Source organism: Richelia sinica FACHB-800 (genome assembly GCF_014698825.1).
Classification (GTDB): domain Bacteria; phylum Cyanobacteriota; class Cyanobacteriia; order Cyanobacteriales; family Nostocaceae; genus FACHB-800.
The window spans coordinates 43,576-57,548 of sequence record NZ_JACJTT010000001.1 but is presented as its reverse complement, the minus strand read 5'-3'; the positions used below and the strand labels follow the sequence as shown (position 1 = coordinate 57,548).

The 13,973-nt window shown below is 37.5% G+C and carries 9 protein-coding genes and 1 pseudogene; 8 read left to right on the top strand and 2 right to left on the bottom strand.

The features are described from left to right. Positions 1-185 precede the first annotated feature (185 nt). The 7 genes and pseudogenes from H6G73_RS00240 (at position 186) to H6G73_RS00205 (ending at position 7,458) form a co-directional block, all read left to right on the top strand. Positions 186-1,028 carry a methyltransferase domain-containing protein gene (locus H6G73_RS00240; RefSeq protein WP_190600934.1) on the top strand — a complete coding sequence of 281 codons (843 nt, stop codon included), beginning with the start codon at positions 186-188 and terminating at the stop codon, positions 1,026-1,028. 81 nt (positions 1,029-1,109) lie between these two features. Next, complete coding sequence (locus tag H6G73_RS00235; RefSeq protein WP_190600933.1) at positions 1,110-2,051, top strand: homogentisate phytyltransferase; 942 nt, start codon at positions 1,110-1,112, stop codon at positions 2,049-2,051. Between the two features lie 10 nt (positions 2,052-2,061). After that, the gene (locus H6G73_RS00230) at positions 2,062-2,535 is read left to right on the top strand and encodes a tetratricopeptide repeat protein (RefSeq protein WP_190600932.1); all 474 of its coding nucleotides are present in this window, start codon (positions 2,062-2,064) and stop codon (positions 2,533-2,535) included. Between the two features lie 499 nt (positions 2,536-3,034). Further along, positions 3,035-4,267, top strand: a complete 1,233-nt coding sequence (locus tag H6G73_RS00225; protein WP_190600931.1) for a tetratricopeptide repeat protein — start codon at positions 3,035-3,037, stop codon at positions 4,265-4,267. Positions 4,268-4,283: 16 nt separating this feature from the next. Continuing rightward, positions 4,284-5,862: pseudogene (gene cobA / locus H6G73_RS25050) on the top strand (uroporphyrinogen-III C-methyltransferase). Continuing rightward, positions 5,855-6,451 carry a dephospho-CoA kinase gene (coaE, locus tag H6G73_RS00210; RefSeq protein WP_190600928.1) on the top strand — a complete coding sequence of 199 codons (597 nt, stop codon included), beginning with the start codon at positions 5,855-5,857 and terminating at the stop codon, positions 6,449-6,451. The pseudogene cobA and the gene coaE overlap by 8 nt, the downstream one beginning before the upstream one ends. Positions 6,452-7,137: 686 nt before the next feature. Beyond that, complete coding sequence (locus H6G73_RS00205; RefSeq protein WP_190600927.1) at positions 7,138-7,458, top strand: hypothetical protein; 321 nt, start codon at positions 7,138-7,140, stop codon at positions 7,456-7,458. A gap of 35 nt (positions 7,459-7,493) precedes the next feature. Here the strand turns inward: H6G73_RS00205 and H6G73_RS00200 are convergent, their stop codons facing one another. Both H6G73_RS00200 and H6G73_RS00195 read right to left on the bottom strand, forming a co-directional pair. Next, positions 7,494-9,923, bottom strand: coding sequence for a response regulator (locus H6G73_RS00200; protein ID WP_190600926.1), 2,430 nt, complete (start codon positions 9,921-9,923; stop codon positions 7,494-7,496). Positions 9,924-9,925: 2 nt separating this feature from the next. Beyond that, a complete protein-coding gene (locus tag H6G73_RS00195; RefSeq protein ID WP_190600925.1) occupies positions 9,926-12,760 on the bottom strand; it encodes a hybrid sensor histidine kinase/response regulator in 2,835 nt (944 codons plus the stop codon). A 621-nt stretch (positions 12,761-13,381) separates the two neighbouring features. On the opposite strand from H6G73_RS00195, the gene H6G73_RS00190 reads away from it, so the two are divergent. Next, positions 13,382-13,954 (top strand): hypothetical protein, encoded by a 573-nt coding sequence (locus tag H6G73_RS00190; protein ID WP_190600924.1) that lies wholly within the window; start codon positions 13,382-13,384, stop codon positions 13,952-13,954. Positions 13,955-13,973 lie beyond the last annotated feature (19 nt).

Here is a 13,973-nt window from a genome sequence, read left to right as displayed (position 1 = left end):
CAAAATTAATTATCTCACTGCGGCTAGTACCATTGCCTGAAAGTCAAAAGTTAGAATTCAAAGGGCGGATACTCTTTGATGTACTTTTATCACTTACAAAACAAGATTAATTGAATTAAAAGCACACATGGTAGCCTACCAATATGTTGTTTTAATTTTGCTCAGTTTTTGACACGAGTGAGTTTATGAGTACAATACTTTACCAGCAAATTAGACACTTTTATGATGCTTCTTCCAGTTTATGGGAACAAGTTTGGGGAGAACACATGCACCACGGCTACTATGGACCCGACGGTAGTGAAGAAAAAGACCGTCGTCAAGCACAGATAGACTTAATTGAAGAGTTGCTGCAATGGTCAGGGGTGACAACAGCAGAGAATATTTTAGATGTGGGTTGTGGGATAGGAGGCAGTTCTTTATACTTAGCAGATAAGTTCGGTGCTAAGGCTACCGGAATTACGTTGAGTCCGGTACAGGCAAAAAGAGCAACAGAAAGGGCTATAGCTGCGAATTTAAGCCATAGGAGTGAGTTTTTGGTCGCAAATGCCCTAGAAATGCCCTTTGTTGATAATTCCTTTGATTTGGTGTGGTCTCTAGAAAGTGGTGAACATATGCCAGATAAAGTCAAGTTTTTACAGGAGTGTTATCGGGTGTTGAAGCCTGGGGGGACTTTAATTATGGCAACTTGGTGTCATCGACCAACGGATACATCACCACTAACTGAGGATGAACAGAAGCATTTACAGGATATTTATCGGGTATATTTTTTACCCTATGTAATTTCCTTACCAGAATATGAAGCGATCGCAGGGCAATTACCATTACATCATATCCGTGCTGCTGATTGGTCAATGGCAGTTGCACCTTTTTGGCAGGTGGTGATTAGTTCTGCACTGACTCCTAGCGCTATTATCGGCTTATTCCGTTCTGGTTGGAGTACAATTCAGGGGGCCTTGTCTTTGGGGTTGATGCGTCGCGGTTATGAACGGGGGTTAATTCGCTTTGGTTTAATCTGCGGTAATAAATAAGGCCCGCAGAAACAGTATTAAAAATCTTTTCCTGTTCTCCACGTTTTTGATGTCATTACCATTCAAAATTCACTTCTGAAAATGAATCAATTCTTTCAACAAAATTATCCGTTTTTCCCTGGAAAATGGTTTGATGCTTTTTGGCGGTTTTCTCGTCCCCATACAATTATTGGCACCAGTTTAAGTGTTTTGGGGTTATATTTGCTCACCTTGGGTGTGACTGCTAGTAAATTTCCTGGTATTCCCATCGGGCAATTTTTCGCCACTTGGTTAGCTTGTTTATGTGGCAATATTTATATTGTGGGTTTAAATCAATTAGAAGATGTAGAAATTGATAAAATCAATAAACCCTATTTGCCTTTAGCATCGGGAGATTTTACAAAATCCCAAGGACAATTAATTGTCATTTTAACTGGGATTTTTGCCTTAGTTATTGCTTTGTTCAGTGGGCCATTTTTATTTTGGATGGTGGCAATTAGTTTAGCTATTGGTACAGCCTATTCTTTACCACCAATTCGCTTAAAACAGTATCCTTTTTGGGCGGCTTTATGTATTTTTAGCGTCCGGGGTACTATCGTAAATTTAGGTTTATTCTTACATTTTAGTTGGCTATTTCAACGTAGCCAAGGCATACCTAGGGCAGTTTGGGCACTAACGGTGTTTATTTTGGTATTTAGTTTCGCGATCGCGATTTTTAAAGATATACCCGATATGGAGGGCGATCGCTTCTACAATATCACAACTTTGACCATCCAGTTGGGACAGAAAGCGGTATTTAAACTAGCCCGTTGGGTGTTAACTATTTGCTATGGGGGGATGATTTTTGTCGGCTTATTCAAACTGGCAGAAGTAAATCCTATCTTTTTGGTAATTACACATATCATTATTCTGGTAGTGATGTGGAGAAAAAGCCGGGAAGTAGACTTAGAAAATAAAAGTGCGATCGCTAATTTCTACCAATTTATTTGGAAACTGTTTTTCGTTGAATATTTAGTTTTTCCTCTTGCTTGTATTTTCGGGTAAAATTACCACCATGTTAGAAAATTTCTTGCCCACTAATATTATTGCCATTGGGGTAGTATCTGCTAGTGTTATCTTGCTTGTATACTTTGCAGTTAAAACCTTAATTACTGCTAATTTATTTCAGCAAGGTACGAATCTTTATCAAGCAGAGGATTATCAAGGTGCAGAAGCAGCTTTTCGTAAGGTGATAGCGATTAATTCTACTAATGATGTAGTGCGGTTGTTGTTAGGAGACACTTTAAGTAAACAAGGCAATCATACAGAAGCAATTGCCTTATTTCGAGAAGTCATCAATCGCAGTCCCAAAAATCCCCAAGCGTATTTAAGACTGGCAAATATTCTCATGCAGCAGGAACAAACAGAGGAAGCGCAAATTAATTTAAAACAAGCGCGGGATTTACTGATGAAGCAGCGTCAACCAGAAACAGCCAAAAGGTTATCAGTTTTATTAGACAAGATGGATGCTAAAGCCAAGGTGAAATAACTGCTGATAATATTGGATGACAATACTGTTACATATAGAGTAGGTGACAGGTGACAAAAAGAGAGGGGGAGAGAGGGGAAGGAAAGAGAAGATATTCGTCCTTATCTCCTTTGTCTTCCTTGTCCTCCGTTTTCCCCATCAGCAAATGGCAACCCACAGTGCTAAAAGCCTTTGGCTGTCTAAGTTTTAGTGTTAGTTCATGTCCTAACTTCTTTGTCCACAACTATAAATGTCTCGTTGGGTTTAGCATTGCTAAACCCTTACCCACATCGGTGATATCTATACCAATCTCATACAACCTAATGATAAATTTGACTATAAAGATATTGTTTTAAAAATTATTTGGTGTTGGTAAATGTAAATCTTTGAAAAGATAGATTTATTGCTAGATTTGATTTAGGTTAAAATGATTATAAATATTGGCATAAACATTTAACAAATATTCATTCATCAACAATTATTAAAAACGGGATTATCACCAAATACAGGAAATTAGATAATGAAAAAAATAAACAAGTTATTAGTATTAGCTATTATCAGTTTGTGGGTGACACAGGCTAATGTTGCCTGGGGAAAAAGTAGGGGTGATAATGCTCAAGAAAGTCAAGGAACTTATCAAGTAAAAATTGGTGAAAGTAATCCTCAAGCATTAGCAAGATTTGAAAAAGGACAAAATCTCTATATAAAAGGAGATTTTAAGGGTGCAGAAGCGGCTTTTCGGGAAGCGATCGCACTAGACCCAGCTTTTGCCCCAGCTTATGTGGGTTTGGGTAATGCTTTAGATGACCAAGGCAAATCACAAGCAGCGATCGCTAGTTATAATCAAGCTATTCAATTAGATCCCCAATCTCCAGAAGCCCATTTTAATTTGGGTTTAACTTTGGCCAAATTAGATCGATATGCAGAAGCAATTGCCGAATATCAAAAAACCATTAACTTAAATCCCCAATATGCCCGTGCTTATTATTCATTGGGGAATATTTATTATTATCAAAATAACCTAAAAGCTGCCATTACGAATTATCAAGCAGCAGTACGTTTAGACCCGAAAAATATTAAGGCTTATATTAGTTTGGGTAATGCTTTATATGACCAAAATAAAATTACTGAAGCTATTACTCAATATCAACAAGCCATTAGTCTTGACCCTGAGAATGCTGAACCTCATTATTATTTAGGCAGTGCTTTATATGACCAAGGGAAAACGGCAGAAGCGATAGCTGAATATCAAACTACCATTCGCTTGCGTCCTGATTATGCACAGACCTATGTCAAGCTAGGCAATGCTTTATATGATCAGGGAAAAATGGATGATGCGATCGCTCAATACCAAAAAGCGATTAGTCTCGACCAGCAAAACACCGATGCTCATTACAATTTAGGTAATGCCTTATATGAACAAGGCCAATTAACAGCCGCTGCGACTGAATATTCAACTGTGATTAAACTGCAACCTAGAAGTGCCAAGGCCTATACAGGTTTAGCTAATACTTTGGATGACCAAGGTCAAGTTCAAGCAGCCATTAGTAATTATCAAAAAGCCATTAGTATCGACCCCAATTATGGCTATGCTTACTATAATTTAGCAATTACGCTCCACAAACAAAAACGAGTAGATGAAGCCCTCAAACATCTGAACAAAGCCAGAGATTTATTCCAATCACAGAAAAATCAAGATATGTTGGAACAGGTGAATAAGCTGTACCAAGATATCAACAGCCGCATCAATTAAATTTTAGAAATTAACCATGATGGCAAACAGGGGCAAAGTTTACCTGGTAGGTGCAGGGCCTGGAGATGTGGAATATTTGACGGTGAAAGCTTACCGTCTTTTAGCCAAATCCCAAGTCCTAATTTATGATGCCCTGGTGGATCAACAATTATTAGATTGTGTCCCCCCAGATTGTTTAAAAATCGATGTCGGTAAACGTGGTGGTAAACCCAGTACACCCCAAACAGAAATTAATCAATTATTAGTGAAATATTGCCAGGGAGGAAAACAAGTCGTTCGCTTAAAATCTGGTGATCCATTTATTTTTGGACGGTGCGTGGCAGAAATTGAGGCTTTAAAAGCCGCTGGCTGTGATTTTGAGGTGGTTCCGGGTATTTCCTCAGCCTTAGCAGCACCATTACTCGCAGGAATACCTTTAACAGATACCGTCCTCAGTCGGTGTTTTGCCGTATTGACAGCCCATGAACCAGAGGTTTTAGACTGGGAAGCACTGTCACGGTTAGAGACCTTGGTGATTTTGATGGGGGGTCAGAATTTACCAGAAATTATCCATCAACTGCGACGATATCAGCGATCGCTTTCCACACCTATTGCCATCATCCAGTGGGCAGGAACTCCCCGTCAAGCAATTTGGCAAGGGGAACTAGGTAACATTCTGGAACTAACTGCGGGCATCTCCCTTTCCCCAGTCGTCATTGTGATTGGTGAAGTTGTAGGCCTACAACCCTACTTGACCTGCGAGAATAAAACTGAAAGCCTAAACTAAAGCTATTATTCCCACTCAGTTATCTATGTCCAGCCATCTTCCCCTTGCAGGTAAAACCATTTTGGTCACTCGTTCCCTTGGTCAGTCTAATCAATTTAGCGATCGCCTCACCGCCGCAGGTGCTAAAGTGATTGAAATGCCTGCTTTGGAAATTGGCCCCCCTAGTAGTTGGGAACCATTAGATCAAGCGATCGCAAATTTAAGTAGTTTTGACTGGTTAATTCTCACCTCTACCAATGGTGTAGACTACTTTTTCTCCAGACTCCGCACCGCAGGCCACAATTTCCATGACTTAGCTGGTGTAAAAATTGCTGTAGTGGGAGAAAAAACTGCCCAAAGTTTAAAAACCCAAAATATCCACCCCGACTTTATCCCCCCTAACTTCGTTGCTGACTCCCTAGTAGAAAACTTCCCTGAACAACTCCCAGGTAAAAAGATTTTATTTCCTAGAGTAGAAAGCGGTGGACGAGAAGTCTTAGTTAAAGAACTAACCGCTAAAGGTGCAGAAGTTTTAGAAGTTCCCGCTTATGAATCCTGCTGTCCCCAAAGTATTCCCCCCGCAGCAGAATTTGCCCTACTCAACCGCAACATAGATGTAATTACCTTCGCTAGTTCCAAGACAGTGCAATTTTTCTGTCAACTAGCAACCAATCTCCTTCCTCAACCACCAGCAACTTACCTGCAAGACGTTTGTATTGCCTCCATTGGCCCCCAAACCTCAAAAACTTGTCAAACCCTATTCGGTCGCGTCGATGTGGAAGCACAAGAATACACCCTCGAAGGCTTAACCCAAGCTTTAATTAAATGGGCAACTTCTGGATATGAATAGGGGAAAACACAAACGCTTAATTGGCTTAACTGGTGGTATTGCTACTGGTAAAACTACAGTAGCTGACTATTTAGCCAGTAAGTATCACGTACCAATTTTAGATGCAGATATCTATGCTAGAGATGCGGTGGCTTTAGATTCACCAATTTTGACCAAGATTGTCCACAGGTATGGTGAAGGTATTTTACTTGCAGATGGCAACCTCAATCGTCCAAAATTGGGAGAGATTATCTTTAACCAAACCCATGAACGTCAATGGTTAGAGAGTGTTATCCATCCCTATGTAGGCGATCGCTTCCGTCAAGCTATGATGGAATCTACCGCCCCAACCTTAGTATTAGTCATCCCTTTATTATTTGAAGCTGGGTTACAACACCTATCCACAGAAATTTGGGTAGTCTCCTGTTCTCCACAACAACAACAGCAGAGATTAATCCAGCGTAATCATTTAACCCCAGAACAAGCCGCTGCCAGAATTAACAGCCAGTTCCCCTTAGCAGAAAAAGTCGCCCTAGCTGACGTGGTGTTAGACAACTCCTCTTCTCTGGAGTTTCTGCTTCAGCAGATAGATATAGCATTTCATCGCTAGTAGTAGTTAATAGACATCTGGTGAATTAAATATGCGTTTCCTGTCATACCAATTTTTTCTGAAGATGCACAGAATAACACCCCCTCCCTTGCCAAGCGAAACTGAGGGTCAATATATGCAGCCACACAAAGAAACGGTATAACCCTTGTAGAGACGTTACATTTAACGCCTCTAAAATCTTGTTCGGAGATGCCTTGGTTTATCCCTCCCCTTACCTGCATCGTCAGTATTTATCCACAGAAAATATTACAGTAATAATGACTTTCGCCTAAGTACCAATACTGGCAAAATTCATTTTTCCCTGAGAATATTTGCTTACTTACTTAGTCCCCACATAAATGATCTCGATAAAAAGAATTAACAAGAAATTCATCCAAAATTTAACAACCTTCTTGAATTACTGATTTAAAATAAGAAATTAAAGTTACCCCATCAACTGGAGTTAGTAAACAAATTTTGTCAACTCAGCCACTAGTAATTAAGCTATGCCTGGAACTGAGAGAAACACTTGAATACAAATAGCATATTCCGTGTTTCTACCTGATATTGATCTGATCATTTTTCGCGGGTGCTGACTTTATTAACCGAAAAAGTCGTAACTCATCAATTCATCTTTCCCCTTATTTATCCAGTTTCAGAAAACCCATAATCTCAGTTAAAAATGATTGTTTGAGGAGACTTGACTTATGTATTTAATCAAAACAGGTAGAAAATTTAACTGGAACATTCTCAACTTCTTTGGGTCTAGTTCTTCACCAGTCCAGGAAGTAAAAAAACAACAAAAAGTTCATGACTATAGTCATTTGATTTGGGGTATTGATTACGTATTTGATTGGCTACAGCAAGAACAAAAAGCCTGCATGACTGCCTGGGGTAAAGATATTAAAGCTGGTGACCAAATTATTTTAAAAAAAGACAATCAATCACACCGCTATCAAATTGAAGAAATTGATTACTACTCCGACCCTGCTGATATGTGGATAGCACTCCTCAAGCAAATAGGATAATTTTCATCCCCAGGTGGGAAAAGTTTATTTTCACCCTAGGAAACGGCTGTGGAAGTACATGCTAAAAGAGTCTGGACAATTTGTTGAATTGTAATCGGCTTACTAATATAGTCATCCATTCCTGCCTCTAAACAAGCAAAGCGATCGCTTGCTAACGCACTGGCTGTCATGGCCACGATACGAGGTTGATTAATTGGCATTTGGCGAATCAGTTGCGCTGCCGTCAAACCATCCATCTCTGGCATTTGCACATCCATCAAAACAACATCATAGGATTTGTTTTGGACTGCTGTTACAGCTTCTATGCCATTGTTAGCAAGGTCGATTTGATAACCCAGCTTGGTGAGGATTTGACGAGCTACTTTTTGATTAACTATATTATCTTCTACTAATAGAATTTTTAAGGGGCCTGTTTGAGCGATCGCTTGCTCAATTTCTAGCTGGGTGGCAGAAAGCTGTGTAGTTTTTTCTGTCTCGGTAACTAAGGATAATACAATATGGAAATAGAACGTGGTTCCCTGTTGAGTGAAATCAGGTGTCCAATTCCGGGGAGGATCACCGCCAACATGACCCCCACTCTCTACCCAAATAGCGCCTCCCATCAACTCCACTAAACTCTTGCAGATAGTTAAACCTAGACCAGTACCGCCATATTTACGACTAATAGACGGGTCAGCTTGGATGAAGGGTTGAAACAGTTTCAGAATGCGATCGCTCTTAATGCCAATCCCCGTATCTTGAATTGAAAATAATAATTGTAATTTATCATTCTCCTGCCTTCCATTACTAACTACAGAAATATTCACAGTTCCCTGTTCTGTAAATTTAATGGCATTTCCCACAAGATTAAGAATAATTTGCCGAAATCGAGTGCTATCACCAATAAAAAATTTAGGAATATCTGGTTGACTAGTATATTGCAAATGAATATTTTTATCTAATGCCTGTTGATGTAGCAGATTGTAAACAGATTGTAAAACATCTTCTAAACTAAAAACATTTTGATCTAACTCCACCACACCCGACTCAATTTTCGAGAAATCAAGAATATCATTGATGATAGTTAAAAGTGCAGTACCGCTATCTCGAATAGTTTGGACAAAATCTTGTTGTATATCTGTGAGATTGCTATTGGCAAGTAACTCTGCCATCCCCAACATGCCATTCATAGGAGTCCGAATTTCATGGCTCATATTGGCTAAAAATTCACTTTTTGCTTTAGTTGCTGCTTCTGCGGCTTCCTTCGCTTGTTCTAAAGCTATTTCTGCCAATTTTCGCTCTGTGATATCTTTAAGTACACCAATCACACAATCTTGTTCATTCAATTTTTCTCGTTTCGCAGAAAGCAAAACATTCTTAGCTACCCTTGATTTTGTGCGGATGACAACTTCAAAATTTTGGATTATTCCTACTTGAGTTAAGGTTTTTCTAAAGTAGTATAAATCTTCAATATTATCCCAAAGTTCCAATTCTACGCAGGTTTTATTGACGACTTCATCCGATGTCACTCCTAAAAATTGACAGAAACTTTCATTCACATTTAAACATCTGCCTTCTATCAAAGTAGCAATCCAAACTGGATCAGGATTATTATTAAAAATAGTTAAAAATTTAGTTTCTGATTCTTGCAGCTTAATTTCTGCCTGTTTGCGAGTTGTAATATCACGGACTGTAACTGCCAATCCATCTCCTACTTTTACTGCCACATAATGAAACCAAGAAGACTCTTCGAGAGGATAGTACAAATCATCGGTGAGACAATTTCCTGTTTCTACCACTTCCACAAACTTATTAAATAGGGTGGGATCTAAATAATTCAATAATTCTTTAACTGATGATTTTTTGAGTAATTCTTCACGGCTTTTTCCTAAAGCCTTAGAAAGCATAGGATTGACTACTAAACAGCGAAAATCTTCAATTTTACCAGTGATGAGATTGCGAATAGTTTGCATCGCAGCAATCCCATCTAGAGAACTATTTAAAATACTAGAAAGGATTGACCTGGACTGATAGAGCATCTCTTCAGTTTCTCGGCGTTTAGCAATTTCATTTAATAAAAAAAGTTTATGCTTCTGAATTGTTAATTGGTTTTCTAACCTAGCCACTACTTCTTCTATTTGGAAAGGTTTGGTAATATAATCTACTCCCCCCACTTGAAAAGCTTTCACCTTGTCAAAAGCTTCATCTAAAGCACTAACAAATATGACAGGAATATCTCGCAACTCTAAATCTGCTTTGAATGCTTGACAAACTTGATAACCATCCATTTCTGGCATCTTAATATCTAAAAGAATTACATCTGGTGGTTTAATTTTTACGGTTTTTAGTGCCATTTTGCCACTAGTTACTCGACGCACTTCATAACCAAGGTCTAGTAATAAATTACTGAGTAGCTCTAAGTTTTCTGGTAGGTCATCTACTAATAAAATAGTGCCTTTACTATTAGGATGGATATGATAATTCATGGTCACTTATTTTTTTTTAATACAAGCGGTTCTACAAAATCAGCAATTTTTTCAAATTGAGACTGATGGACAAGTTTATTTAAAGATTGAATTAAATGGGTTTCTGTATCTGGTATTTCTTTTAATAATTCTCTAATTAGCTTCACATTAGCTTCTAAGGAAATTTCATATAATTTGACAATCCATTCATGATTCATTATTTTTAAATCTTCTGATTTTAGTGATTTCTCTAAATCATGGTCATTGACATTAACTTTAATTTCTTCATAAATATATTTAACACCTAAATGCTTAGACAGGGTTTCAAATATCATATACATTGTAAATGGTTTACGGAGAAAATCATCACAACCAGATGAACAGATAAGGGCTTTTTCCTCTTCTAAAACACTTGCAGTTAAAGCTATCACTGCTGTAGTGCTGCCTTTGATTTGGGCTTTAATATATTTAGTAGCTTCATAACCATCCATCACAGGCATTCTCATATCCATAAAAATCAGGTGCGGTTCCCATACTTCCCAAATAGCTATAGCTTCCTGACCATTACTAGCTGCTTGGACTTCAAAACCCAAAGGAACTAAAAGCTTAATTAGTAATTGACAATTAATCGATTTATCATCTACTACTAAAATTTTATAGGTTGGTTGTCCTGGTACTAGTCCTAAAACAGATTGATATTCTTGTGCAACTTGATTTTTAGATTGTTCTCCTAATTTAGCTTGAATAGAAAATGTAACAGTAGTACCTTTTCCTAACTCACTTTCCACCATAATGTCTCCACCCATCAATTGCACAAATTTGCGGCTAATCGCTAAACCCAAACCTGTCCCTTCCTGGCAATCTTTACCCGCTTGTGCTTGAGTAAAAACATCAAATATTTTTGGTATTTCTACAGCCGAAATACCTACTCCAGTATCACAAACTTGAAAATAAAGGTAAAAAACATCTGTTGTTTCTTGGTTTTGCAAAAACACATTTAGATTAATTTCACCAACCGATGTAAACTTGATAGCGTTGCTGAGTAAATTGATTAATACCTGCCGTAGTTTTACTTCATCTGTATAGATATAGCGCGGAATATTTTCATGATATTGAAAGATTAGCTTTAAGCCCGCATTTGTTGCCCGCAGATGCAACATATCTTCCAACTCATCCAACAACCTATATAAATCACAATTTTTCAAATTAATAGTAATTCTTCCGGCTTCAATTTTGGATAAATCAAGAATATTATTAATGAGGGTGAGTAAATATTCACCACTACGATAAATAACGCTGACATTTTCGTAATGGTCAAAATACAGGTTTTTTGAGCGTAACATCAATTGAGAAAAGCCAAGAATGGCATTCAGTGGAGAGCGTAACTCATGGCTCATATTAGCAATAAATGTACTTTTAGCTTGATTTGCAACCTCTGCTTTTTCTTTGGCAACTATTAATTCTGCTGTTCTTTCCTTAACTCGGTTTTCTAAAGTAGCAAAAGAGGATTGTAATTGCCCAGCCATACCTTGAAATGAATCAACAAAGGTAGCTAATTCAGAAATCACTTTTACGGGTAAGAGTTGACTGAGTTTTTCCCTATCTTCTTGTAGATATTTTTGCCAATTACCTTGCGCTAATGCTTGACTAGCTATATTTAATCTTTGAATTGGCTCAGTAATCCATTTTGCTGTCAGAATCCCAATTAATGTAGCGACTACGAGGGTGATTCCGCACAATAAAATTGTCAAGTTCATATTTGCCTGAATTTCTGCCATAAAGTCAGATTCAGGAATAACGATAATTGTCAGCCAATCTAACTTATCTTGATTATGTAATGGTAAAACCTTAACAAAGTAAGATTGATTATTTAAGGTCAACTTCATTTGTTTTCGTTGCTGAAAAATATGAAAATCAGCAAATTTATTTTTTAAATACTTGGTAGTTTCTTTAGTGATAAAATTACTACTATCAAGAGCATTGAGTCGGCGCTGATTCGGGTCTACATTTTTTGCCCAATTGTGAGGATTTGCTGGATCAATTACACCTTGACGAAAAGGTATTTCGCCGGTAGAAGTGCCAATCAGTAATCCGTTTTTTTCAATGACAAATGCTTGTCCAGTTTTGCCGATTTTCAAATTTTTCAGATAACTTCCGAGTTTAGATAGAGAAACAGAAGAACCAAGCACTCCTTGAAATGTCTGATTAGGAGCGTAGAAAGGCTCAAAATAAACAGCAACTAGAACAGGGTTATTTTCTTTGACTATTGCCACACTCAGTCGCCAGAGTGGGCCACCAGACTTTTTTGTTGCTTCATACCAAGGGTTGTTAGGAGGGTCTTTATGGGGGTCATAAGTGGTTAAACGCCTAATTAATTTGATGCGTTTACCTTGACTATCAGCTAAATAATTATCCCAATTATAGTTAGTAGATTTATCTCTCAAACGCACTACACGAGAACCATCATCCTGGGTTTGAATAATTAAAATCTCTTTTTGTTCATTGGCTATTGCTACTGAGTTAATTTCATGCACAATTTTTGACTGTTGCCAAAAATATTTTTCTAAGGTTGGTAAATCACGCCAGTTGATAATTCCCAGTTTCAGAATTGCCGCATTAGTTTTAACAACTTCCGTTGGATTATGCAAATAATTAACAAGATTTTGATTGATGCGATCGCCTACTTCTACCATCAAAGAATTAGCCATATTCTCTACTGCTTTCTGACCACTGCGGTAAGAAAGATAACCCACCAATCCCACTGCACCAACAATTTGCAGAACGAAGGGAAAGATTAAGACTAATCTCAAGTTTATTCGTCGATATTTTTGGGTCTTTTTGGTAGGATGGCTAATCATTATTTTTTGAGGGTGTTGTTATTATTAAAAGCTGTGCATAAATAAATTTATCAGCAACTAAATAGTGAAACATAGGTTTATTTGGCTTACAATTACATATTATGGGTGATTTGCCGAACATGACATAATCAGCATTATCATAAGTAATATTGTATCCTTTCCTTTTTCTCTTAAGAAAAATTTCCCCCCTTGCTCCAATCGCAAAGTATCCAAGTAATACCAGGGAATTACGAGCATCAGATATATTCAATTGCACTATTTTTAAAAGGTGGGGATGGAATACCATCTAAAGGCTTTGCATTAATCCTGCACCTTTCAATACTGTTTTTAACCAATTCTATCGACATTTCCGACAAAGATTTTACAGCGGAGAATTCCTACCTTTGAAATGTCCCTACCAGGGTTTCACTACCCACATTGATCGAAGATATCTAATACCTACGGTGAGGGCTGCTATTACTTCTCTGTAGCGCTGGACACAGGGAATTAGCTATAGCACTGTGTAGTAGTGCAATAAATAGTTTTTGTATATAACAATACTTCGTTAAGAATTGTTTAAAAGTAGCAACACTTAATCATACAGTTGGTAGTATCTCGTAGAGTTATGTAATCTATGTTTCTATGGATGAAATTTCTTCTAAGCTCGTAGCAATTTTCCAGAATGTCAATGAGTGGCTGAAGTTTGCAGAAGCTAAAAATGGTATCCTGCTGGCTTTTTCTGGTGCTGCTATTACTGCGACCATAACTATTTTAGCCACAGCGCAGAATATACCTAATTCATTAAAAATTGGTTTGTTATTAACAACTATTCTCCTTTGTATTTGTTCTTTAATCTGTGCGCTTTCTTTTCTGCCTAAAACAAATCTAGAGCGTGTTGTGTGGCTGCGAAATCGCCCCCCTAAGAACCCAGCTTATATAAAGAAGGATTCAGATAATTTTTGGTTCTTTGGACATTTACAGAAATATAATTCCATCGAACTACTCGATGCTTTGAATAAACACTATTTTGATAGTCAATTAAATACACCTTATAAAAAAGAATATGAAGATATTTCTGGGCAAATTACTGTTAACTCGGAAATTGCTTTTTTGAAATTTCAGATTTTTACTTATGCAATATATACTTTAATTGCTTCTATATTAGTAATTCCATTATCAATTTTGGTTAGTTTGATTATTTATCGAAATTTATAAGTAATCAGTAAATTGTTTA